Origin of the sequence: Paenibacillus sp. LBL (assembly GCF_029893715.1) — a bacterium.
GTDB lineage: Bacteria > Bacillota > Bacilli > Paenibacillales > Paenibacillaceae > Paenibacillus_AQ > Paenibacillus_AQ glucanolyticus.
Genome location: NZ_JARXYU010000005.1, coordinates 102,279 through 127,825, shown reverse-complemented (window position 1 = coordinate 127,825; position 25,547 = coordinate 102,279). Strand labels below are relative to the sequence as shown.

General features: G+C 48.2%; 19 protein-coding genes and 1 pseudogene. 19 read left to right on the top strand and 1 reads right to left on the bottom strand.

Annotated elements, in window-relative coordinates; genetic code table 11:
* The first annotated feature begins 100 nt into the window (after window positions 1–100).
* The 19 genes and pseudogenes from M2277_RS13875 (at window position 101) to ytxJ (ending at window position 24,830) form a co-directional block, all read left to right on the top strand.
* On the top strand, window positions 101–1,804 hold the full coding sequence (locus tag M2277_RS13875; RefSeq protein ID WP_036638247.1) for a molecular chaperone HscC: 1,704 nt from the start codon (window positions 101–103) through the stop codon (window positions 1,802–1,804).
* A complete protein-coding gene (locus M2277_RS13870) occupies window positions 1,804–4,401 on the top strand; it encodes a tetratricopeptide repeat protein (protein WP_280754978.1) in 2,598 nt (865 codons plus the stop codon). The genes M2277_RS13875 and M2277_RS13870 overlap by 1 nt, the downstream gene beginning before the upstream one ends.
* Complete coding sequence (locus M2277_RS13865) at window positions 4,398–5,078, top strand: DUF1266 domain-containing protein (protein WP_006209968.1); 681 nt, start codon at window positions 4,398–4,400, stop codon at window positions 5,076–5,078. Before M2277_RS13870 ends, M2277_RS13865 begins: the two co-directional genes overlap by 4 nt.
* 263 nt (window positions 5,079–5,341) lie before the next feature.
* Complete coding sequence (gene metE, locus M2277_RS13860) at window positions 5,342–7,630, top strand: 5-methyltetrahydropteroyltriglutamate--homocysteine S-methyltransferase (protein ID WP_280754977.1); 2,289 nt, start codon at window positions 5,342–5,344, stop codon at window positions 7,628–7,630.
* 339 nt (window positions 7,631–7,969) lie between these two features.
* The gene (locus M2277_RS13855; protein WP_280754976.1) at window positions 7,970–9,406 is read left to right on the top strand and encodes an N-acetylmuramoyl-L-alanine amidase; all 1,437 of its coding nucleotides are present in this window, start codon (window positions 7,970–7,972) and stop codon (window positions 9,404–9,406) included.
* 97 nt (window positions 9,407–9,503) lie between these two features.
* Window positions 9,504–10,202 (top strand): response regulator transcription factor, encoded by a 699-nt coding sequence (locus M2277_RS13850; RefSeq protein WP_036642760.1) that lies wholly within the window; start codon window positions 9,504–9,506, stop codon window positions 10,200–10,202.
* Between the two features lie 3 nt (window positions 10,203–10,205).
* Window positions 10,206–11,661, top strand: a pseudogene (locus tag M2277_RS13845) (sensor histidine kinase).
* Window positions 11,658–12,800, top strand: a complete 1,143-nt coding sequence (locus tag M2277_RS13840; protein WP_040680615.1) for a hypothetical protein — start codon at window positions 11,658–11,660, stop codon at window positions 12,798–12,800. The pseudogene M2277_RS13845 and the gene M2277_RS13840 overlap by 4 nt, the downstream one beginning before the upstream one ends.
* A 253-nt stretch (window positions 12,801–13,053) precedes the next feature.
* Window positions 13,054–14,445, top strand: a complete 1,392-nt coding sequence (locus M2277_RS13835) for an ABC transporter substrate-binding protein (RefSeq protein ID WP_280754975.1) — start codon at window positions 13,054–13,056, stop codon at window positions 14,443–14,445.
* Window positions 14,438–15,319 carry a carbohydrate ABC transporter permease gene (locus M2277_RS13830; protein ID WP_280754974.1) on the top strand — a complete coding sequence of 294 codons (882 nt, stop codon included), beginning with the start codon at window positions 14,438–14,440 and terminating at the stop codon, window positions 15,317–15,319. Before M2277_RS13835 ends, M2277_RS13830 begins: the two co-directional genes overlap by 8 nt.
* A 15-nt stretch (window positions 15,320–15,334) precedes the next feature.
* Window positions 15,335–16,213, top strand: coding sequence for a carbohydrate ABC transporter permease (locus M2277_RS13825; protein WP_280754973.1), 879 nt, complete (start codon window positions 15,335–15,337; stop codon window positions 16,211–16,213).
* 24 nt (window positions 16,214–16,237) lie between these two features.
* Complete coding sequence (locus tag M2277_RS13820; protein ID WP_280754972.1) at window positions 16,238–17,377, top strand: efflux RND transporter periplasmic adaptor subunit; 1,140 nt, start codon at window positions 16,238–16,240, stop codon at window positions 17,375–17,377.
* A 107-nt stretch (window positions 17,378–17,484) separates the two neighbouring features.
* Window positions 17,485–19,095 carry a gamma-glutamyltransferase family protein gene (locus tag M2277_RS13815; RefSeq protein WP_006209983.1) on the top strand — a complete coding sequence of 537 codons (1,611 nt, stop codon included), beginning with the start codon at window positions 17,485–17,487 and terminating at the stop codon, window positions 19,093–19,095.
* A 180-nt stretch (window positions 19,096–19,275) separates the two neighbouring features.
* Window positions 19,276–19,728 (top strand): hypothetical protein, encoded by a 453-nt coding sequence (locus tag M2277_RS13810; RefSeq protein ID WP_063479383.1) that lies wholly within the window; start codon window positions 19,276–19,278, stop codon window positions 19,726–19,728.
* A gap of 169 nt (window positions 19,729–19,897) precedes the next feature.
* Entirely contained in the window at window positions 19,898–20,629 is a 732-nt protein-coding gene (locus M2277_RS13805) for a class I SAM-dependent methyltransferase (protein ID WP_036642747.1), read from the top strand.
* Window positions 20,630–20,935: 306 nt separating this feature from the next.
* Window positions 20,936–21,541: an RNA polymerase sigma factor gene (locus tag M2277_RS13800; RefSeq protein WP_006209989.1), complete on the top strand. Its 606-nt coding sequence runs from the start codon at window positions 20,936–20,938 to the stop codon at window positions 21,539–21,541.
* The gene (locus tag M2277_RS13795; RefSeq protein ID WP_280754971.1) at window positions 21,508–22,482 is read left to right on the top strand and encodes a hypothetical protein; all 975 of its coding nucleotides are present in this window, start codon (window positions 21,508–21,510) and stop codon (window positions 22,480–22,482) included. Before M2277_RS13800 ends, M2277_RS13795 begins: the two co-directional genes overlap by 34 nt.
* Window positions 22,483–22,660: 178 nt before the next feature.
* The gene (locus tag M2277_RS13790) at window positions 22,661–24,376 is read left to right on the top strand and encodes a histidine kinase N-terminal 7TM domain-containing diguanylate cyclase (RefSeq protein ID WP_006209991.1); all 1,716 of its coding nucleotides are present in this window, start codon (window positions 22,661–22,663) and stop codon (window positions 24,374–24,376) included.
* A 115-nt stretch (window positions 24,377–24,491) separates the two neighbouring features.
* Window positions 24,492–24,830 carry a bacillithiol system redox-active protein YtxJ gene (ytxJ, locus tag M2277_RS13785; protein WP_006209993.1) on the top strand — a complete coding sequence of 113 codons (339 nt, stop codon included), beginning with the start codon at window positions 24,492–24,494 and terminating at the stop codon, window positions 24,828–24,830.
* Window positions 24,831–24,900: 70 nt separating this feature from the next.
* Here ytxJ and M2277_RS13780 read toward each other — a convergent pair whose 3' ends face one another.
* Complete coding sequence (locus M2277_RS13780) at window positions 24,901–25,338, bottom strand: MarR family winged helix-turn-helix transcriptional regulator (protein ID WP_200860827.1); 438 nt, start codon at window positions 25,336–25,338, stop codon at window positions 24,901–24,903.
* Between the last annotated feature and the right edge of the window lie 209 nt (window positions 25,339–25,547).

Genomic DNA, 25,547 nt, shown 5'->3' with positions numbered 1-25,547 from the left:
CGTTTTAGACAACTAAGGTATTGAATGCGTCAAATTGCCTAACAGCTAAATTGAACGTTGATGCAGCGCTAATGCAGTTCATCGTGGGAGGTACAACATATTGACGATTATTGGAATTGATTTGGGTACAACGAACAGTGTGGTAGCAGTTTATTCTCCGGAAGGTGCCAAAATCTTACCGAACGCACTCGGGCAGCATTTGACCCCCTCCGTAATCAGCGTGGACGAAGATGGACAAATTCTCGTCGGGGAAGCGGCACAGCAGCGAATGATAACCCATCCGCAATTGACTGCCTCGGTGTTTAAGCGGTATATGGGAACAAATAAAACGTTTCTCTTGGGCGAACACCAATTTAGTCCGGAGGATTTGTCATCTTTTGTATTGCGGGCCTTGAAGGAGGATGCAGAGGCGTATCTTGGAACGCCCGTTACGGAAGCCGTTATCAGTGTACCCGCTTATTTTAACGATGCACAGCGCAAAGCGACGAAGCGAGCGGGCCAGTTAGCGGGATTGAAAGTCGAGCGTCTCATTAATGAGCCTACAGCTGCAGCTGTTGCTTATGGCCTCCATTTAGAAGAACCGAGCACACGATTTCTTGTCTTTGACCTGGGTGGAGGGACTTTCGACGTATCGATATTGGAGCGATTCGAAGACCTGATGGAAGTTCAGGCGGTAGCAGGCGATAATTTTCTTGGCGGGGAAGATTTCACGGAACTGCTGATGCAAGAATTCATGATCCGGCAAAAGGAAGGCATGCTTGACCTGGAGGATCCCAAGCTGGCAAACCTGATCCGAAAACAGGCGGAAAAGGCCAAGCATTCCTTATCCAGGGGAAAAGCTGCGGATATGGAAATTGTGAGCAATGAGGAGCTTCTGCGATGCACGATTACTGCGGAGCGATTTGAGCTTTTGGCTAAACCTTTATTAGCCCGTCTTCGTCAGCCGATGGAACGAGCGATAAGAGATGCCGCAATACGTCCCTCTGATTTGGATGCGATTATTTTGGTGGGTGGAGCGACTCGCATGCCTATCATTACTGGATTTGCTGCCAGACTGTTTGGCAGACTGCCATCGGCTCATATCGATCCAGACGAGACAGTGGCTCTTGGTGCAGCCATCCAGGCTGGAATGAAGGCAAGAGATGCCGCTTTACATGATATCGTATTAACCGATGTGTGTCCCTATACATTAGGCATAGGCGTTTCAGTAGAGAATGCCTCCGGGTATTTTGAATCGGGTCATTTCAGTCCAATCATAGATCGTAATACGGTTGTGCCCGTCAGCAGAACAGAGAGCTATAGCACGATCCGTGAGAGTCAGAAAGATATGAGCATTGTTGTATATCAAGGGGAAAGCAGGCTAACGCAAAACAATATCAGACTAGGTGAATTTTCGGTCAAACTTCCAGCTTCGCCTAAAGGGGAAGAGGTGGTCGAGGTACGTTTTACATATGATATTAACGGCATTTTAGAAGTGGAAGCCACCGTAGTAAGTACCGGAGAACAATCCCGAATTGTGATTGAGGAGAATCCTGGCCAGTTCTCCAAGGAGCAGATTGAGCAGCGGTTTAAAGAGCTTTCGGACATTAAAATCCACCCTAGAGACCGAATGGAGAACAGGCTTCTGCTAGCACGCGGGGAACGGCTTTATGAAGAATCGCTCGGATCATCACGTGAACAGATTGCCTCCGTGCTTCGCCAATTCGAGGATATTCTCCGCCGTCAGAACGACAGGGAGATTCGTAAAGCAGCGGAGCATTGCAAGGCCTGGTTGGACGAACTCGAAAGGATGACGGATTTCTAATGACAGATATATGGAGTTTTCTTGGCATCCAGCCTACTGAGGATGCGGTACTTATTAAACGCGCTTATATGGCCCGGCTTAAATTTCATCATCCCGAAGAGGACCCTGAAGGCTTTCAGAAGCTTCGAACAGCCTATGATGCCGCTTTAAAAGAAGCTAAGGACATACAAAGACAAACTCAAGCACCTTCGGCAGTAAACGCAGACACAGATCATCCAGGAGTGTTTGATGATTGGACGGAGGACTCGGTTCATGAGCGGGATTTACCCGATATACAAGAGCAGAATTCCTCTAACAGCCTGCCGGCTGCTTTAGCTAACGAGTTTTTACTTCAAGCTGTCGATCTGTATGATGACATTCAAACGCGAGTGGACGAGGATCGCTGGATTACCCTGCTGGAGGATGAGAAATTCTCGGGCTTCGAAACCAGACAGCGGCTTCAATTCGAGGTATTGCGGCTGTTTGCGGATAGAGCTTGGGCTCCAGGTCCGGTCTGGAGATTGCTGGATGAGACATTCGCGTGGAGCAGCATGGAAATAGAGATGCAGGAGCTGTTTCCCAAGACATATGTGGATTATGTGATGATGCAGCTTGAAGGCTTCTGGGATCTTCGCTATGACTATGTAACAGACAGCATGACCCCGCTGGATGAACTGGAGCAATTTCTGGCTGCCCGATCAAATGCACAGATTTGCTTAGTCCAAGGGAATGTGGAAGGTGCGGAGCACTGGCTTCGGGAAGCCGCTCAGATCATGCCGGAAGAACCTGATCTCAATCGGATGATTGGGGAGCTTTGCTTGCAGTACAGCAATTGGGAGGAAGCCTTCCAAGCCTTCAAGAGGATGGAAGCTTCCGGGAATGCGGAAGTCCATCACAACAGCGACCTGGCTTACTGTATGCTTCAATTAGGAATGCTGGAAGATGCCTATTCCATGTACCAAAAAGTTCTTGTGCATACCCCGGATCATGCCCAGGCTTTGACCGGGGCAGCTCAATGTCTTGAGCAGCTGGGGCGGATCAAGGAGTCAAGAGAGTTATACCTTCGAATCAAGCAGCTATGTCCCTGGGACCTGCATGCTCACACTCAGATAGACACGCTGAATCAGCGACTTGAGCAGCAAATGAAGATGCGCTTGGAGGTTGAAGATCGACCGGATCAAATGAAAACGTTGGATGAATTGGCCGGTCTGTATATGGAGCAGCAGCAGTATGATCAGGCTGTCGGCGTATGGCTTCAGCTCGTGCAGTTCGGCGAGCTTACAGCTAGGCAGAACTATCAACTTGGCTATTCGCTCCATCAAGAGGAACAATACGAGAAAGCAACCCGATACTACGCTGCTGCCGGCAACGCAGAGAATAAGGACGAAGCGTTTCTGTTGGAATTACGCTACCAAACAGGGATAAACGCGTACCAGCAGTCGGATTATCCCGCTGCTATTCAGCAGTTTGAACTGGTGCTGGCACTGGATCCCGGTCATCTGTTATCGCTTCGCTACTTGGCAGTCATGTCAAAAGAAGCTCAGCGGTTTGAAGAAGCGGTTCTTTATTATAAAAAAGCTCTGGACATCGAAGACCTTTGGTTTCTTCATGCAGATCTGGGCAGCTGCTATTATCATCTGGATCAGTATGAGGAAAGTGTGTTTCATTTCGGAAAGGCCAAGCTGGATGATGACAAGGGACAAGAACACTATTTCGAATACGGATCTGCGCTTCGTCTGAACGGCCAGTACCGGGAAGCCGTTCAAATATTCGATGCGGATATAGAGCGGAATAACCATCCCTATGCATATTACAACAGGGCGTTTGCGAGATTCATGCTGAAAGAATTCGAGCTTTGCCGCGCCGATCTGCGGATATTTATGGAGCTTGTTCCTGGTGATTCGCAATTTGATGCCAACTTAATCAGCGGAATCAGCAGCTTTTACCTGAAGGATTGGAATGCTGCGGTCTCTTTTTTTAATGAAATGCTTAAGTATCTGCCATCGGATATGGACAGGGCCCAATACATCAAGCTTTTTGCAGCCGCTCTGCTGGCAGCTCGCAGATTTAAGGAGGTCATCCAGCCATTGGAAGAAGTGCTGCGTCTGGATGATCAGAACGAATGGGCGATGCTGCATACTGTAAGGGTTCATGCCGAATTGCAGAATTGGGACAAGATTGAAGGTAGTCTGGAAATGTATTTTGAGACTTTTGATCTGCAATCCCGCAATCCCTATATCTGGTTTTACGGCGGAGTCTTTTTGTACTATGTCAATAACTATAAGGAAGCAGCGAAGTTTTTTAAACTGGCTTACCAAGGGGGACTCCGCGGAGACACCTGCAGCTATTACAGTCTGGTTCTTTATCAGCTCGGGGAATCGCATGATGCCCTTTCGATGGCTCGCGAAGCGCTTCAGGATCGTCCGGGGCATGGGGAGTACGAGGAGCGTTTGAAGCAAATGGAGGAGCAAATGAATAAACGCAAAAATCTGTTCGCAAGGTTAGGTCTTCTTCCAACGGCAGCAAATAAACCGGTCGTGCAGAATTTGGATTACCCGGATATTCTGGGAGATCCGCAGCTTCAGAATGAATATCCGGGAGTCGTGATAAAACAATGAGCAGTCATTTAAGTAAAAGCCAGCTTTGGGCGCTAGCGCTGGGAGACGTTCTGCTTCATAACAACAGGGTCCATTTTACATGCCAATATGATCTGGCGCGAAGCGGAGCCGAAGGGGATCGGATTAATCAAGAGGTATTGGTCGACGCATGGGACATAAGGGACGAAAGCTCGGCTTGGCGCGTGTTGAATTGGCTCACGGTAGAGGGTGGGCATCGCGTGAAATTTGATCGTCTCCGTAGTGGTTTGCCACTCATGACGCCACAGCAGCAGAACCGTTATATTTCATCCATACAAGATGAATTCAGTGCAGTCGAATTACTCATCATTCAACGTTATCACAGATACCTGCCAACTGCCGGCATTCTGGCCTGGGATTTGGGACGAGCCGCTTTTATTTGTCATTTATGCATGACGTTTGGTCATATTCAGCAGGAAGAAGCTTGGCATTATCTGATGCAAAACGCACAATTGATTCAGCAATCGTACGCGAGCTGGGAGGAATATGGTATGGCTTATATCATCGGCCGCCAGTTCTGGGCCAAAGAGCTTGAGGATGAGGTAACAGCAGGACATATTCGTCATATCCGCCATTCGCTTAATCAGTCAGACAGTCCTTGGAGGATACTGTCATGGAATATGGAGCTGGAGTTTCAAGCTGCTAAAATAGGCCACTAACCGATTCAGAGGGTCAAGTTATATATGTTTACAAGAGCTTGGCTTATCGCCAAGCTCTTTGCATTGGATAACAAAAAATATAAGAACGAAGGCGAATCTGAACCAGGGCCTCTAGACTCTGTCCATGATTCCCATGAGCTAAACCCGCAAAACACACTTGTTATAGCCTTAAGCTATAACTGGATATAGCTTATTCGAGTTACACTATACCGATCAATACATGATATCTTCTTTGTAACAATTTGTATGGGAGTGTTACATAGATGACAAGAAGCAGCGTTTTGGGGTATCCACGAATTGGTGCGGATCGTGAATGGAAGAAAGCGTTAGAAGCGTTCTGGGCGGGGAAGCTTGAAGAATCGGAGTTCCACCAGCAGCTGCAGGAGATTCGACTGAATCATTTACGCAAGCAGCAGGAGAAGGGAATTGATCTCATTGCGGTCAATGACTTCAGTTATTACGATCATGTACTGGATACGGCAACAATGTTTGGCATTATACCGAAGCGTTTTCCCTATAAGGGCGGCGAGGTGCCTTTGTCCGTTTATTATGGCATTGCACGCGGAACCAAGGATGCTACGGCAAGTGAAATGACCAAGTGGTTTAACACCAATTATCATTATATCGTGCCTGAATTGGATGGAGCGACGCCAGTTCTTACGGAGAACAGACCGCTTGCTGCCTATAAAGAGGCGAAGGAAAAGCTCGGGATTGAAGGCAAGCCGGTAATTGTTGGCCCGTTAACCTTCCTGAAATTGTCGAAGGGATATCAGCCCTCGGAGACGGATGCTTGGCTCAAGAAATTGTTACCCCTTTATGTGCAGATTCTTCAGGAATTGGCACAAGAAGGCGTTCAATGGGTACAGATCGACGAGCCGATTCTTGTCACGAAATTAAGCGATGGCGATCTGCAGCGGTTAAGAACGATCTACGAAACATTTGCAGCCTCGGCTCCTGGCTTGAACATCATGCTGCAAACCTATTTTGAAGCTGTAGAAAACTACCAGGACATCATTCAGCTGCCTGTCAGTGGCATAGGCCTTGACTTTGTGCATGGGCAGACTGGTAATGTCCAAGCCATCAAAGAATCAGGATTTCCTTCGAACAAAGTTCTGGGAGCGGGTGTCATCGATGGACGCGGTATCTGGAAGGCGTCACTGCGCGAGAAACTGACACAATTGGAGGAATTGACCAAATACGTGGTTGCTGAGCGTCTCATCGTTCAATCCTCATGCAGTTTGCTCCATGTACCAGTGACAGTGAACAACGAAACGAAACTTCTTCCCGAACTGAAGGGTGCTCTTGCCTTTGCGGATGAGAAGCTGAATGAACTGGTCCTGTTAACTAAAGCGGTCTCTACAGGCGCAGCCCGGATCGCTGAAGAACTGGAGCAGTCCGAGCTTGCAATTCAGGCGCTTAAGCAATCGGGTGAGCGTAACCGCCATGACGTTCAGCAGGCTGTTGCTGCGGTGAGTGCACAGGAGCCGGCTCGCAGTCTGCCGTTCGCTGAGCGTCACGTCGTCCAGCAGAACAAATGGCAGCTGCCGATTTTTCCGACAACTACCATTGGAAGCTTCCCGCAGTCAGCCGAAGTGCGCAAGGCTCGCCAGCAGTGGCGCAAGGGCGAGTGGAATAATGAACAGTACGAGGGCTTTATTCAGGAGCAGATCGATATTTGGATCAAGCTGCAGGAAGAGATCGGTCTGGACGTGCTTGTGCACGGTGAATTTGAACGCACGGACATGGTTGAATTCTTCGGTGAGAAGCTTGAGGGCTTTGCCTTCACACAGTATGGATGGGTTCAATCCTATGGCTCCCGCTGCGTAAAACCACCTGTTATCTTCGGGGATGTTGCCTTCGAGAAAGCGATGACCGTTGAGGAAACGAAGTATGCACAGTCCAAGACCAACCGTCCTGTTAAAGGGATGCTGACCGGACCGATTACGATCATGAACTGGTCGTTCGTCCGTGAAGATATCACTCGCGAACAGATTGCATATCAACTGGCTTATGCCCTAAGACAAGAGGTCGAGGCGCTGGAGCAAGCAGGCATCGGAATGATTCAGGTGGATGAGCCTGCGGTGCGCGAAGGACTTCCGCTTAAGGAAGAAGATCAGGCGGAGTATCTGGCATGGGCCGTTAAAGCCTTCCGCATGACCACATGCACGGTTCAGCCAACGACGCAAATTCATACGCATATGTGTTATTGCGAGTTCCATGACATGATTGATTCGATTGAATCCATGGATGCCGATGTGATCTCCATCGAGACTTCGCGCAGCCATGGCGAACTGATCCATAGCTTTGAAGTCAACACCTACAAGCTGGGAATTGGACTCGGTGTATACGATATCCACAGTCCACGGGTACCGCGAGTCGAAGAGATGACAAGTATGATTGATCGGGCATTGCGTGTGCTGGATCCGAAGCTGTTCTGGATTAATCCGGACTGCGGTCTCAAGACACGCGGTAAGGAAGAGACAGTGGAATCCTTGCGCAACATGGTTCAAGCGACAGAAATCGCTCGCTCGGCTTATTCATTGAACGTATAGTAGTAGAAATGTAGAAACATTCCTGCGATAGCGCAGGAGATACTCGTATAGTTGCGATAGAAGCAGGCTGCCACGGCAGCCTGCTTTTTTTTGTTGTGTCGGAACGTGCGGACTTTAGATGGGATGAAAGGAAACCCAGCCGGACGGCGGAACGATAGATTTGTTTTGGATTTACATCGAGCAGCGCTTTGACACAAGTTGTTGACATCTCGGTAAAATCGTTGTCACATCCAGCGATTATATTCTTCTTATGGAACAAGTCTAGCAAATAAAAAGAGAGGTGTTTCCTGCCATAGTTCCATTAACAAAATATGAACCGATCACCCAGAAGGAGGAGCCATGATCCATCACAAGAAACGTAAAAAACCAGCGAAAGTCTTCTATATTATACTAATCGGAATCATCTTTAGCCTTGGATTCAAATTGGCATGGCACACCGGCTCAGCCACGGTGAAGTTAATACCGGCATCATCAGCTAAACATGGAGAGACCTATAAGACTCTTCCTGATTCACCTAACAATAATCAGACGTATCGAATCGCTATCGATCCTGGTCATGGGGGTAAAGATCCCGGTGCTACCGGTGTAAGCGGCGCATATGAGAAGGAATTCAACCTATCCCTTGCCGGGCGGGTGTTTGATATTCTGGAAGAAGACCCCTTGTTTGAGCCATTTATGACACGTATAGATGATCAATTTGTAGAATTGGAAGACCGGGCAGCTATCGCGAATGATTGGAATGCGGATGTTATGATTTCAATCCATGGCAACACGTATACAGATCCCACAACTTCGGGAACGGAAACCCTATATCGGCACGAGGACAGCATTCCGTTGGCTCAAACCCTTCAGAAGCAGGTAGTGAAGGGGCTTGGACTCCGGGATCGCGGCATAAAAGAGGAACAATTAAAAGTGCTCGCTACCCCCAAGATGCCGGCAGTACTTGTGGAAGTTGGATATCTCACCAATGCGGACGACGAACATTTGCTCCTGAGCAATGAAGGGCTGGAGCGAGCCGCTCAATCTATTGTAGACGGACTCCGAGACTATTTTATGGGAGAGCAGGGACACTCGGCTGGTCAGCAAACAGATGGCAGCCCACACGAGATAAGCTCATCCGGCACGAATCAGAATCAGAATCAGTCGATGGAGAAGAAGGTGTATTTTAACGGATCGGCAAAAGACGGTAAGCAGGTCGCATTAACGTTCGATGATGGTCCGGATGCCATCGTTACGCCGCAGATTTTGGATATATTGAGAGAGAACGATATTAAAGCTACTTTCTTTATTCTGGGAGATCGGGCTGCGTCCCATCCTGAGACCGTGCGGCGGATTGTGGAGGAAGGTCATGCCATAGGGAATCATTCCTGGTCCCATCCCAACTTCAAGGAGATAACCATGGAAGAAGCGATGAAGCAAATCAATGATACGCAGGACAAGCTGAATGATATTATAGGCTACCGCCCCTCCTTGTTTAGACCTCCGTATGGCGCTTTGGATGAGGAAAAAGTAGAGGCCATACAAAGTTTGGATTTAGCCATCGTGAACTGGTCCGTGGACACGATGGACTGGTCAGGCTTGCCTGCCCAGGGGATCATGCAGCGAATACACACGCAGTTAAAGCCGGGAGGCATTATTCTGCAGCATACGGCTAATGGTAAGAATCATCTTGCCAACACAATCGAAGCCCTTAAACAGTTGATTCCTGATTTGAAGGACCAAGGTTATTCATTTGTCACTGTACCAGAGCTGCTGCATTTACCGGATACACAGTAGACTCACAACGCTTGCAGCTTATCTAATTTATCATTTGCAGAAGGTATATGCTAAAATCGATTCATTAACAGGTTTAAGGATTAAGAATGGAGACCTCATGAAAAAAACGAAAATTCTCATTATCGAAGACGAGGGACCGATCGCCGATTTGCTTGCGTATGGGCTGGCTATGGAGGGGTTCGAGACCCGAACGGCAGCCAGCGGAGCCGCAGGTTTTAGGGAACTGGAGGATTTCAGCCCTGACCTGCTCTTGCTGGATTGGATGCTGCCGGATCAAAGCGGACTCGATATTTGCAAAAAAGTAACTGCAGATTACAACATCCCCATATTCATGATTACGGCTAAATCGGATATTACGGATAAAGTGCTTGGGCTTGAGTTTGGTGCGGATGATTATATCACGAAGCCTTTTGATTTGCGGGAGGTCGTTGCGCGAATTCGCACCATCCTTAGGCGGCTGGATCAGGCGAACCATGTTGAGAGAGAAGAGGCACAAGAGGTTGTTATCCGGTTTAAATGCATCGAGATCGTAATGGAGGAGCGTCTGGTCAAGAAAGACGGCAGTTTGATTGATCTCACACCGAAGGAATTCGATCTGCTCATGACCCTGTATCGCCACCGAGGGAAGATTTATACGCGCTCGGAGCTGCTTGATTTGGTTTGGGGTTATGATTTTATGGGGGATACGCGGACGGTGGATACTCATATTCAAAGGCTCCGCAAAAAGCTGGATGCCAGCGATCTCATCACAACCGTATTCGGCATCGGGTACAAATTCGAGAAAGTGGCGGAATAAGGGATGCTTCGGACCATCAGAGCCAAATTTATCGTTGGTTTTTTTCTGATCTTCAGCCTTTCTTTCCTTGTGCTCAATCAGACCGTTAAAGAAGTCATACGGACCAGCAATCAGAAGATTGTAACATCCGATCTGGTCGGGCTTAAAAACAACAGTAATGTCTATGTACGGCAAGCTTTCCTCATCAACCATTTCACAAACAACACACTTTATTTCGGGCAGATGGCCGAGGAAATGGTAAAAGACTTGAACCACGCCACTTCAAGTCATGTCAGTGCATATACCGTTGATGGCACGTTATTGTTCTCATCGGACGAGAAGGAATTCATCGGACAATCGAATGAGGATCTCCAGCAAGCCATTGAGGGTAAAACGGCTGTATACCATCACGTACGGCCGCGACAGCGGAAGTGTTCTTTATTCCTATCCAGTAATTATTGATGGGGTTAAGGTGGGCATTTTGCGCTTTACTAAAGATTTCACCCTCCTCTACGAACAAAGCGGACGCATCATGGATATCATTTTTTACATCGCGCTCGCCATATTCACTGCTGCATTTCTATTCTCCTACATGCTCTCCAGGCATATCACAATTCCGTTGGTGAAGTTAACGCGGGCTTCTACAGATGTTAAGAACGGCAATCTGGATGTCCGAATCCAGTTCCAGCGAAGAGATGAAATTGGCGAACTGGCGTTGAATTTTAATGACATGATAGACCGGATCGGCAGTCAAATTTCCACAATTGAACGAGATCGGGACCGACTGAAGAGTCTGAACGAACAGGAGAAGCGTTTTTTTGACAATGTGACACATGAACTCAAAACACCGCTGACCTCCATTCTTGGTTATGCCGAGATCATCAGGGAAAAGGGGGACGACGACAGAGAGTTCTTTGATAAAGGAATGACGCACATTGTCGAAGAGAGTCGCCGACTGCACAGCATGGTGCTAAAGCTGCTTGAGGTGTCCCAGCACAACGCTCATGATGGCGACCTGGAACTTGTAGATACGGGGGAAATACTCCGCGATGTGATTGACTCGATGTCATTCCGAGCCAAGCGTTACAAGAAGAGCATTACCTGTGAGACGGAAGAAGAGCTGTTTGTGCTTGGTCAGCCGGACAGGCTGCGCCAGCTCTTTATCAATCTTCTGGACAATGCAATCAAATACAGCGCATCTCATTCCGAAATCTCTGTCAAGGCCAAGCATATCAACGGGGGCGTTCACTTCCTATTCGATAACCCGGGAGAACCCATCCCCCCGGACCAGCTTGCGAATTTGTTTCAGCCGTTTTTCTCGGGGCCACAAAGTTCCAAGGAAGAAGGGAGCGTCGGTCTGGGACTCAGCATCGTTAAATCCATCGTTGATGACCACAAGGGAACCATACGCATTGTCAGCGAGAAGTCCCATACCGTCGTCTATGTGGAAATTCCTTATGTAAGGGTGGAGAGATCATGATGACATACAATCGAACCGGGTTATGGTGTGTGACTCTCGCCATCCTGCTCTTGACCGGCTGTGCGAATGGACCGAGATCGGAGACCATCATTATACCGAGCAAGGAAGAGAATCATACGGTGGACGAAGAGAGGCGGCCATTTCAGGTGAAGACGATATACCGTCTTCCCGATTCCATCACAGATCAAGGCGAACTGCTCGGCTGGGCAACACCGGAGTCTGTGATCGGTCTCTTTGAGGAGGCTAGTCGGTCAGAGGGATTAAGTCTGCAGTTTCAGCGTCTCTCCGCCCCGTATGAAAGTGTCGAAACGCTTCAAGCCGTGGGCAACAATGCGATGTATCACCATTTATCTCCGGATGGCAAGACCATTTCAGGGGTAGCCAAATCAGCTGAAGGTGCTTCGTTGAAGTTGATTACGTATCCGAGTGGCGAAGAAGAGATGGTGGAAGCTACGACGGATTCTACGCAGCAGCTATTGTTTGAACAACCCACCTGGTCTGCTGATAGCCAATACGTGAGTTATCTCGTCATGGAAGAAGGCAGAAGGCTGGCGAGCATCGGCGTTTATGATACACAAGCCGAGAAGGCCAAGGTTTATCGATTGAAAGGGTTTGACATGGCAGGGATTCCGATTAAAGCCAAGATTTCGGATGATGGCCGGATGATGCTCATTGTGCTGGATCAGTCCAGCAATGGGCGCATCGTTGCGATGGGGACAATCAATGGAAGCGTGATTGAGTTTCAGTATGAGCATGAAATAGGAAGTGATCAGATCGACTGGCTGAATCATGACCAATTTGTATTCCAGGGAATGGAAGGAACGCTGTACGAATATGATCGCAGAAATCAGGAGCTGTCCATCCTGTTAGAGAGAGCAGACAGTTTCGAGTTCTCCCAGGATCGCAAGTATATTGCCTATTCCCTGAACGGAAAGGATACGCTTTATGCAGGCAAGCTTCAGGGTAAAAACATCCTGCACGCTGAACCCATTTATCATGGGATCATCCCGTCGGACATGTACTGGAGTCCAGACCATAACCGTCTTCTTGTGAATGGCCGGAAGACCTATGTGAAACCACGAGTGGTCAAGGAGGCAAAACCTATGGATCTTCGTCCTTTTATAATAGAATTCGAGTAAGGCAAAGACGGATAGGAATGTAATAGCATCTTCTCCATGCTGCGGAAGACCGAACGATATCGTTCGGTTTTTCGCTTTTTTTCGTTGACAAATTGTTTACAAGTAGATGAAGTTTTGGCGACATGATCGTCCTATATTGATAGGAGTCCGAAGGATTGGGGATTGGGTATGCCATTTGTGGAGTGGAGGAGCGGTCAGTACCTTAGGACAAAGATGGCTTCGATTTATTAAATGAAGAGGGAGAGTTGAGAAGATGAAACAATTTGGATTATGGTTGACGGTATGCTGCATGATTGTTTTCACATTAGCAGCATGCGGAAACGGCGGTTCAAGCCATGGCGGGACAAGTATCGGAAGTAAAACATCAAAGGAATCGAAAGAGACTGTACCAGGTGCCGGAGAAGAGAAAGATTCCGATACAGGAGGCAAGAAGACCATTGTGTTCTCGACTTTTTTTCCGGATGAACGGTTTCAAGCTGCTAAGAAGAAATATGAGAAACTTCATCCGAAGATTGAAATTAAACTGGAATATGTGCAAATCGATGATGCCCATTTGGAAGCTGAGATGGAGAAGTATGTAACAGCGACCAATACGGCGATGCTGGCCGGGAAAGGACCCGATTTAATCCAAATGGATATGCTGCCTACGGACAGTTACGTGAAGAATAAGCTGCTGGCGGATCTTGGTACGATGTTGGATCAAGATCCAACCTTTAAGAAGGAAGAATACTTTATGAATATCCTCGATGCCACTCGGATAGGGGACGGACTTTACAGCATGCCGCTTGCGTATTTTTTAATGGGTTTTGCTGGCGACGGGGAAGCGATAGCCGAATCCGGCATAAAGGTAGACGACAAGACATGGTCATGGGAAGAGTTTACGGAAACCGCGAATCAGCTGGTGGCTGCAAAAACAAACGGTTTTTCAACGGCATTGGTGTATGAGGGCCCTGAATATTTGCTCGCCGATATGATATTGGATAACTACTCCTTATACATAAACCGGGTTACCGGTGAAGCTCATTTTGAGGACGACGCTTTTACATCGCTTATGGATCAGGTCAAGACGATGTTTGATGACAGGATTGTGAATACAGACTTTCGCAGCAAATCTTATTTTAGAAACATCCAAATCAATTCACCGTGGGACTACCTTGTAACCTTACGGGAATATGGCGAAAACATGAAACTGTTCATCAAACCGCATGCCTCGGATACACCGGCGGGAGGTTATTTCCGAACCTATCGGGATGTTGCTATCAACGCGAACTCCAAGGTGCAAGCAGAGGCATGGGATTTCATCAAATTCATGATGTCGGAGCCAACACAGACACCACTGGAGGCGGCAGGTTTTCCAATTAACAAAAAAGCATTCACCCAACGGATCAGCCAGTTGAAGGAACAAGGAAAGGTGCAGGCATACAAGGAAGGGCCTCTGCAAGGAGAAATCTTCGAAGTTGACGGAGCTATGCTCGATCGACTGGAGAGCTTTGTTAACGGCGCCATCCACCAAGTGGATTTCAAGTCGGATAAAGTACGCGATATCATCGTTCAGGATGCCGTTGCCTACTTCACCGGTCAGAAATCGGCCGATGATGTTGCCAGACTTATTCAGAATAAAGTGACTACGTATTTGAATGAATAAGAAAACGGTACGAACGCTGCTGCGGAGCGATGGTTTCAAGGCGATCGGGTTCCTGGCTCCAAGCCTGATCGGCTTCGCGATTTTCTATCTCCTTCCGTTCCTGATGGGCATCTATGAATCCTTTACGGATGGAACGCACGGCGGTGCTTTTGTTGGACTCGATAATTATAAGGAGGTAACGGGAAGCCTTTCTTCTCGCAAAGCCTCCATGAATACGCTGCTCTTTACCGGCGTTGGCGTCCCGCTGCTCATCATGTCCTCACTGGTTCTGGCTTTGCTGTTGAATAAGTCCCTGTACTTGCGCAATTGGCTCCGCAGTTCGTTTATCCTGCCCTTGGTTGTACCGGTCGCCTCCATCGTCATGTTCTGGCAAATTTTCTTCGACTGGAATGGGACGCTGAATGCCTGGCTGCATCATTTCCATAAAGAACGGATCGATTGGATGCAATCGGATGGGGCTATGAGCATCATTGTCCTGATGTATGTATGGAAAAATATCGGCTATAACATGATTTTATTCTTGGCAGGACTCCAAGCCATTCCCAAAGATTACTACGAGACGGCGCAAATCGAAGGTGCAGGAAAATTACGTCAATTGTTCCATATTACGCTTATCTATTTGACGCCAACGATGTTTTTCGTTGTTCTTATCTCAATCATCAATTCTTTTAAAGTCTTTCGAGAGATTTATCTGCTTGCAGGTGAATATCCATATGACCGCATCTATATGATGCAGCATTACATGAACAACATGTTCTTCTCTCTGGATATTCAGAAGCTGACAACTGCTGCTACAGTTATGGTTGCTTGCATCGTGATTCTGGTAACAGGGCTGCTTAGCATAGAACGACGATTTCGCAATAATTTGGGTTGAGCGGGGAGGATCATCATGAATAAAATACAGTGGATGTCCAAGCTGCTGCTGACGCTGCTGCTCGGTGGGACAGCCATCCTGATGCTTGTGCCAATCCAGCTTACCTTGACAAACTCCCTGATGACGGAGCAAGAAATCGGGCGGAATTACGACCTGATCGGTCAGATGATTGACGTTGGCCAAGGCGGCAGAGATCGATTCATCAATCTGAAAATCGTTCCGGATTGGATCTCTCTCGGCCAGTATGCCGAAGTACTGATCTTATCTGCGAAGTTTCTGAACATGTTCTGGAATTCTGTCGGCTTGGTGGTACCGATCGTGGTCGGACAGACAATGGTTGGCTCACTTGCCGCATATGCCTTTGCCAGGCTCCGATTTCCTGGCAGGGACAAGCTGTTCATGATCTATCTGATGACGATGCTCATGCCGTTTCAGGTGACTTTGGTTCCGAATTATATGGTTATAGACAAGCTGGGGCTGATGAATCATACTTCTGCGATCATATTGCCGGGCATCTTTGGAGCGTTTGCTGTCTTTATGATGAGGCAATTTATGGCGCATATCCCGGGAGCTTATTCCGAGGCTGCCATGATGGACGGAGCGGGACAATGGGTTATCTTTTGGCGGATCATTCTGCCACTTGCGAGGCCTGGACTGGCAGCGCTGCTGGTTCTATTATTTGTGGATTACTGGAATATGATCGAGCAGCCGCTTATTTTTCTGCAAGATGCTTATAAACAGCCGCTGTCGCTATATCTTGCACAGATTAATAAAGAGGCGCTTGGCATCGGATTTGCGGCATCGGCATTGTACATGGCCCCCGTGATCCTGCTATTCCTGCATGCGGAGTCCTATTTTATTGAAGGCGTTCAATTGTCTGGCATCAAAGGTTAGTTTAAGTGGCAGGAGTGATTCATATTGGAAAAAGGAACGACTCAAGCGAGAAAACGCAAACTCAGCCTGATTGCCGGTTTGTTTACAGGTCTGCTGCTTGTGCTTACTTTTGCGGGTAACACCATACAGAACTTAACGCTTCCTCATGTAGTGACTGCGGTGATAACCAAGGGCTCGCTGGATCATTCTTATAACAGCCGATCAACGGTACATCCGAAGGAGGTGAGAGAACTCGTAAACCCGTCCGGTTGGAAAGTTGAGAAGGTGCTTGTTACAAAAGGGGAAACCGTGCGCAAAGGCCAGATTCTTGTGCAATATGACGGCAGTGAGGTTAAGCAGCAGCTTGCTGTGGAGCAGTCCGCTCTGAAGAAGCTGGAACTGTCTATCGAACTGCTTGAATACAATATCATGCATGCGATGCAGGAGGAAGATGAAGCTCTTCGTATTAGCGCCTCTACCGCGTTCGAAACAGCAAAGATCGATATAGCAGCGCAAGAGCAGCATATCGAGAACCTTAAGCATACCCTTTCCGTCAATCAGCAGATGGAGGCTCCGTTTGACGGCATTGTTGTAGAAGTCGGTGCAATGGATGGTTTAAATTCCACCGGAGCACCCGATATAACAATGACCAACCTGGCAAAAGGATATGGGCTCGAACTGTCGATCCCGTCGCAAATCGCTTCCTTGTTTGACGTCGGTGATGTTCTGGATCATATCGTGTTGGATAATAAGGAAGAGAGAAGGATTACAGGGGAGATTGAAAGGATAGAGGAGGGGATCAACTCACCACTTGCGAATGCAGACGATGCTGCTGAGGATTCAACCAGTACGATGTCCCGAATGTGGATTAAGCTTGAAGAAGAGGGGTTAACCGGAGGGGAACAAGTGAACGTGAATTTAACGACAACGAGTACGGATCAGTTCCTCATACCGAATCAAGCGGTGCATAAAGATAGCGAAGGCGCTTATGTATTCACCCTAAACGAATCGCAGGGCCCTCTCGGAAATACTTATTATGCTGTACGTACGCCGATTCAGATCTCTGATTACAATGACCATACAACGGCCGTCAGCGAAGGGTTGTTTGATCAGCAGGAAATCGTAGTGGATAGCAGCGGACTCATCATAGATGGGACTCGTGTCAACATGTATAACCAGCCCTAAGAATGGGGGCCTTGCCTATCAATCATAAAAAAAATAAGATTGACAGCGTTACACAGAGATGATAAATTATCCGGCAAAAAGATGGAAAACAGGAGGCTGACGCGCGAATGTCCTTTGATCCGTTGTACCATCCCTATCCCACCTATCGCCTGCCCGTGTATGCTAACCGGGGCATGGTCGCTACTTCACAGCCGCTCGCCGCCGGCGCGGGGCTCGACATTCTTAAGCGCGGCGGCAATGCCATTGACGCAGCTATTGCAACCGCGGCAGCCTTAACGGTCGTTGAGCCATGCTCGAACGGGATTGGCGGAGACGCCTTCGCCCTAGTATGGACGGAAGGCAAGCTGCACGGTTTGAATGGCAGCGGTCCATCGCCTGCCGGGATTTCGATTGATGCCGTGAAGGCGCTTGGACATACCGAAATGCCGCGCTATGGGGCGATTCCTGTCACGGTTCCGGGCGCGCCTGCAGCCTGGGCAGAGCTTTCCCGTACATTCGGCAGGCTGCCGCTGTCCGAGACGCTGGAGCCAGCTATCCGCTATGCGGAGGAAGGGTATCCGGTATCGCCGACGGCAGCCGGCAACTGGAATTCCGCTTTTCGGCGGTACAGCACCGCATTAACTGGTACGGAATTTAAACCTTGGTTTGACTTGTTTGCTCCGAATGGAAGAGCGCCTGAGGCAGGGGAAGTATGGCGTTCGCCTGACCATGCCAACACCTTGCGTCTCATCGGCTCGTCAGAAGCAGAGGAGTTCTATCGGGGCGTGCTGGCTGATACGATCAGCGAGTGCATCTTACGTTCCGGCGGCTTTCTGACAAAGGAAGACCTGGCTGGATATAGACCGGAGTGGGTGGAGCCAATATCGGTATCCTATCGCGGCTACGATGTGTGGGAGATTCCCCCGAACGGCCAAGGACTTATTGCACTTATCGCTTTAAACATGTTGAAAGGCTATCCCGCTAGTTCCCAGGAATCGCCTGAAGCCTATCATCGGCAGATCGAAGCGATGAAGCTGGCGTTTGCTGACGGCAGCCGCTACATTACGGATCCATCCAGGATGTCCTGCGATCCATATGCATTTCTCACCGAGGAATACGCAGAACAGCGCCGCAGGCTGATTGGCAGCGAGGCCTTATGGCCGGAAGCCGGGGAACCCCGAGGCAGTGGAACCGTCTATTTGGCGACTGCGGATGGAGAGGGAAACATGGTTTCCTTCATTCAGAGCAATTATACAGGGTTCGGTTCAGGCTTGGTTGTCCCTGGAACCGGAATTTCATTGCAGAACCGGGGACTGGAGTTCTCTCTGGATGATACCCACGCAAACCGGCTGGAGCCGGGCAAACGTACGTATCATACCATCATCCCGGGGTTTCTTACGAAGAACAGCCAAGCCATTGGAGCATTTGGGGTCATGGGTGGTTATATGCAGCCCCAGGGACATGTGCAGGTTGCCATGAACTTGATTGATTACGGGCTCCATCCGCAGGCGGCATTGGATGCTCCGAGATGGCAGTGGGTGAAGGGGAAGACCGTCATGGTTGAGCCGCATTTTCCGATGCATATGGCTAGAAGGCTTGAGCGGATGGGGCATGAGGTGCAGGTCGCTGCTGATTTCAGTTCTTTTGGCAGAGGACAAATCATCTGGCGAGACGAGAAAACCGGTGTTCTTTGCGGAGGAAGCGACGCCCGAACGGATGGCTTTGTTGCAGGATGGTAGTAAGCTTCATGAACATCGGCGCATGATTGCTTCATTTTACATACCTTAACAATTATGGGCGTTCCTGCTCCTGGATTATGATACAATGATGGAAACAAATGATCCGTATCATGGAGGGAGACATGAGGGATAGATTAAGTGACAGACCACAATGGCTGAGCCATTCAGCAGGGGCTCGTGATGAGTGACAAATCTTGGCGTATTTTTATTATGGTTGTTGCTCTGATTATTTTATCGGGGGTTCTCTACTCAGCACTTCAATCGGTAACTTCTTTTCGGGAGCTGGTGCCTGACCGGTACAGCGATACCCAGAAGATCAGGGATATCAGTATTGAGAAATTCGGTGACCGCTGGGATGACATCCAGAGGGTGGAAATTACGGATCCTGACATGATTGATCGCATCATGAACAATTTTTCCGAAGTGAAATTAATAAGAACAGAGAATTACACGATAGGTACGTATTACTATATCAGGATTAATTACGAACACACTCTCCTTACTATAATGTATACGGAACCTGATAATATGCGGATCGACCTTAATCAAGGCACCCAGCATAAAAGATACTCCTGGACCTATAAGATCGCAAGCCCATTCGATCGTTCCATCATTGAAGACCTGTTCAACTAGCTGAAGAAAGTGCATAGGAACCGCGTAGAATTCGCGGTTTCTCTGTTTGTATACCCAATCTGTCGCTCTATCAAAAAGAAGGGAGCATGTGTGTACGCAGGTTGGTTATCTCTTGGTAAACGAATCACCGAATGGACGTGCCCAAAATTTCGAGGAGGGGTTCAGAACCATGAAGGAGAAGGTTATGCAGGCGTACGAGAAGCTGGCAGGAGATTACGAGAGACATGTCGATAAGCAGAGTGGGCATAATGCATATTATGAGCGGCCCGCGATGATTGAGCTGCTGCCGGGGGACATGAGTCAGATGACGGTTCTTGATGCGGGATGTGCAGCAGGCTGGTATACGGAGCATATGCTCCAGCAAGGGGCCAGGGTGACTGCGATTGATCTGAGCCCGGCCATGGTCGAAGCCTGCAAAAGGCGTGTCGGTGATCAAGCGACGGTATTGACGTGCGATCTAACAGAAGCACTGCCGTTTGAGTTTGAAACCTTTGATCTTATTGTCAGTTCATTGACGCTTCACTATATCGACGATTGGGCACCGACATTTCGTGAATTTGAGCGTGTGTTAAAGCCAGGAGGGACTTTGATTTTCTCCGTCCATCACCCCTTCATGGACTTTCAACATTTTAATCGTCCGGATTACTTTGCCCATGAATTACTGTCAGAGGTTTGGAACAAGCAGGAATCCGGCCCTGTAGAGGTCACTTTCTATAGAAGACCCATGCAGGAAATTATAAACGCTACCTCCTCCAGGTTTGGAATAAAACAAATCGTCGAGCCGCAGCCGAGTCCCGTGTATAAGGATCACCCGGAAGCGAGGGAATGGTATGGCAAATGGTATGATCGCCTTATGGCTAATCCTCATTTTCTAATTGTGAAGGCTGAGAAATCGTCATAGTGCATGAATTGAACCATGATCCTAACGGCTTACCATTCATGGTCATGTAACATACTTGTGTTGCGAGTTTGCGATCGTTTGATTTTGAGTACTGGGTTAACATCGACGCGCTGGATCAAGCGGACAGCAAAATAAATATTTATTTACCCTTGGATGAAGCATGAGTCAGAATTCATCTGAAAACAGCTCCAGATGGGGAGAAACACATATAGATTAATCAGGAACCGCGTAAATCGCGGTTTCTTTTGTTCGAAATATTTTAAACGGAGTCCGTTTTGCATGTGCTGCTTTGTTATATAGGTATTCATGAAAAGAGAGGGGGAAGGGACAATCGACGCGGCCGTATTAGAGGAGTATGTTCACCAGGTTCAGGATGGGGATGCGGAAGCATTTATTCCCATTGCGAGGGAGTACCAACGTCAGTTGTACATATATTGCTGTCGGCTGCTTGGAAGTGAACAGGATGCAGAGGACGCTGTACAGGAGATTTTTCTAAAGGCCTATCAATCAATTTCCGGTTATAAGGCCACTGTCAGCTTTAATGCTTGGTTGTACAAAATCGCGTATCATCATTGTTTAAATCTGCTTCATAGACGGCAGTTATCGGAGAAGCTGGGGAGATTGCTGAAGGGACAAATTTTCGCGGAAAGCGCCGAACAGGAATTTTTAAGAGGGGCATTTAGCGAACCCTTATCCCGAGCGCTTGTCAGTCTGCCCGCAGAAGAAAGAAGTTTATTGGTTCTGTATGTATTTCATGATAAGACCTATGCGGAACTGAGTGAAATCATCGGCAAAACGCCGGAAGCCGTTCGCAAAAAGCTGACCCGAATCAGGAGAAAAGTAAAAGAAACTATGATGAAATGGCAGGGGGAAGAACAATGGGAGCCATCCTTGATCCAATCGAAGAGCTGAAGCAGCATTCTGTAACAGATGATCATTTTCGCGAGATAGATATTACGTCCAGGCTTCAGCAAAATATGGAGATAAACCCGTACAAGAATACTTCAGGTCACCGATCCTTTACACGCAAAACGGTAATGTCGATCGTTATTCCGTGCCTATTATTAGCCTCCTTCACTGCGTATGCAGCATCTGGGCATATCCAGATATTGAACAATAAAGGGGAAGTAGTGGTCAAAACCATCGATCCGCCGGCGAGCCTCCCTGCCAAACTAAGCGGTTTGCTTGAGGAATACAGAGTTCGCGTCATGTCCAATCTGCAGCAAGGAGAGCTCGCTGCCTACTATATCAAGGATGACTACATCAATGAAGGCAATGGCTATGACACCTTGAATCCCGTCAAATTCGAGTATCGACCGACGGACTACCACTCCTATGAAGCTTTTCAAAAAGAGCAGGCTCGAACTTCGGCGCCTCCCATTAAGAAACCCGACAATCTGCCCGACGGGGTGAAGTTTGCATATGGACAAGTCTTTCCTCTAGGGCCGCAGCTTTACGGAGAAGAGCGTGCGCAGTACGATGCCCTGAAGCAAAGATTGATGCATCAAGCCCAGTCATCGACCAGCCAAGAGAAGTTGTTTGTGGAGAAGCTGGCATGGTCCAAGGCTTCCAATTCTGTTGTTTATCTATCTGATGGCAAGAGCAGTACAGCTATTACAATTACCGCGGGTTACGGGAAAAAGGCAAGTTTCACGAAATTACCGGATACCTCCCCCGAGAAGGTCCAATTGAAACATATGGAGGGCATTTACCTTCAACACGAGGCAAACGGCGACCTGGTCTCATGGTATGATCCTAATCGGAGTATTGTATATGCCATTATGGTCAACGTCAAAGGGCTTGTGAATAAAGATGAGCTTCTTCAATTGGCCGAGAGTCTCATTGACGAGTAGGGTGAATGCCGCGGCTGATTATAAAAGGGGTTAGGATGTACCCAAAATTGCAGGTATGATATCAAGCTGCTAATGGAAGGAATATTGTTCCGATAGGTACACTATGGTAACATCGGATTAAGAGTCGATCGGTTGTCATCTGGCCGGTTAACCACATGCAGATTTGGAGCCTACATAAATGGGAACACCTTACTCGGCTATCATTACCCTTATTGTCGCTGCAGGCGTATTGAATATTATTATGAGTCTGTACGCGCTGTCGGGACGTTCGAAGCTGGCAACAGTCAAAACCTTCTTTGTCTTCAGTATGATGGCGGCGATTTATACGTTTGGTGCTGCTCTGGAGTTGGCAAGCGATTCGCTTCAGGAAATTCAATTCTGGATCAAGATTGAATACTTGGGCATGCCATTTCTGCCACCCCTTAATCTGTTAATCATTCTGTCCTATCTGGGCATGGAACGATATTTGAGGCGTGATCTGCAGATTGCCATGTTTGCCATTCCCGTCGTGACGATGCTGCTGGTCATGACAAACGAATGGCATCATCTTTATTACCGAGATATCGTGCTCCGCACAGGTATCTCCGGCCTGAAGGTGGATGTGATCGCAGGGCCTTGGTATATCATCCAGGGCGCATATACTTTCGCTTGTTTGATCGGTGGAGTGATACTGCTGCTGCGCAGCTGGCGCAGGATGCCATCCTACCGGTTACAGCTTGGCACCATGCTCATCGGTCTTATCCTGCCCTTGATCGGCGATTTCCTCTACCTTGGTGGTCTTACGCCAGATGGAATAGACCCGATTCCGGTCATCATGACCATAACTTCCGCACTGTATCTCTGGGCGCTCACCTCTAAAGGTTTGTTTCATGTAGCGCCGATTGCAAGGGACAATCTTTTTGCGAGTATGCGTGACGGTGTGCTCGTATTGGATCTGGACAGCAGATTGGTTGATTTCAATCCTGCGGCAGCATCCATGATGCCTGAACTTAGTGCATCAGCAATCGGCGAGCCTTTACATGATTTATGGCAGCATCACGCAACCGTGGAGCCGGTCTTCTGTTTGGAGGACAGCAGAGTCAGCGACAATGGAGATGCGGATATTCAGGAAATCCAGTGGCAGGTCGGGGGCAAAATGTTCAAGTACCAGATCAGGTCTTCCACTGTACGCAATCAGCGGGGACGGGAGGCAGGACGACTCATTGTCCTCATCGACGTCACGGAAAGGGCGCGGCTCCAGGAGGAGCTCCTGCAGATGGCATATTATGATGGACTAACCCAAATTTATAATCGGGCACACTTCATGAAGCTGAGTCGAGCGATCCTGAGCCGTGCTGTCCTCCATCGGGAGCCATTGGCTTTCCTGCTGTTTGATATCGATTATTTTAAGCGGATTAACGATGTGTTTGGCCATGATATTGGCGATCAGGCGCTGCTGCATGTAGTTATGGTGACCCGGAAGGCACTTCGTCCTGAGGATTTATTCGCCCGTTATGGCGGAGAGGAGTTTGCTATCGCAATGCCGGATATGACACCGTCTGAGGCTGAAGCGGCAGCACAGCGTATTCGTACTAAACTCGTGGCGCAGCCGTTGGTTACACCGGAAGGTCCGCTGCAGATTACAGCCAGCTTTGGCATCGCCTCGGTGAACTCAAGCTCTAGGAGCCGCTCTGGGACCGAGAATGAAGAAGACGGCGGTTCAGAAGCGGTAAGAACGGTTGCTCCATTTAACCTGCAGCGGTCCGTGGAGCTTGAACCTATAGCGACTGATGGCGAAGCAGAGATATGGTGGGATTCAGAGTTGAAGAGACTTTTGAAAATGGCCGACCGGGCGCTCTATGAAGCGAAGCGTTCCGGCCGTGACACGATTCGGGTAGCGGATGAAGAATCATAGCGGATAAGAGTTGTAATTCTGGACAAGAGAGACTGGGCGGTTTATGTTTATAATAGCTTTGGCTATATAATAGAAGAAATACTTGCAAGAATATCATCAAAGGGGAGAATAATACATGCAATGGAATGAAATCACGACACTGGAAGAATGGAATGCGATTCTGGAGAAATCCTCAGAGCGCGGTCAAGTTATTTTGAAGCACAGTACAACTTGTCCGGTTAGCTCCAATGCTCTTGCGGAATACGATTCTTATTTGAAAAAGACACCGAATGGTGATGTCGATTATACTCTGGTTAAAGTCATCGAATCCCGCCCGGTTTCCAATAAAATTGCCGAAGATCTGAACGTAAAGCACGAGTCGCCACAAATTATCTGTGTGAAGGACAAGGCCAAGTATTGGACGGCTTCGCACTGGGCGATTACGACCGAGCATATAACCGCTGTATTGGACTAAATAAGAAGGGCGATACTCCAGAGTCACCATGACTTTGTCGGAGTATCGCCCTTCTTGTTGCCTCATGCGCTCAGGAAGAAGATTTGCTGCGTGCGGTGGAACTGAGATGTTGGATCTGCTCTTCCAATACCGTGCTTGCTTTGCCTAGGAATTGTGTAATGAGGTCAAGCTCCTCTTCCGTATAACTGGAAGCCAGATCCATCATGGACGCATAAAGCTTCAGATAAGTTTCGCTGACGTCTTCTTTATCTTCATATAAGGGAACAATAATCACTTTACGGCGGTCTTTGGGATCATTTTCCCTGCGAACATACCCGCTTTTTTCTAGCCTGTCAATTAATGCAGTTACGCTGCCTGTCGTAAGCCCGGTTAGTTTGGAGAGTTCCCCGGCTGTAATGGGGCCTTTTTCATGAAGGATATCGATGGAGATAAAGTCATTATTGTATAACCCGAGGGAGGAAGCTACCTGCTGCTGGTACAGTACCGTTCGGGTTCCGAGTCTCCGCATGCGCAAGGTGAGATTTTCCTGCAGATCTGTTGGTTGATCTTGCTGTTTGCTTGACAAAAGCCCGAGACCTCCTTCTTAAATGTGGGTATCTTGATTATAAAGATATTCGTTAGGTTACTCAATATGTAAACTTTAAGATATTAATCCCATATGTATACAACCACCACATACCCATGGTTTTTGTGGTGGTTTTTTGTATGCAGGAATTG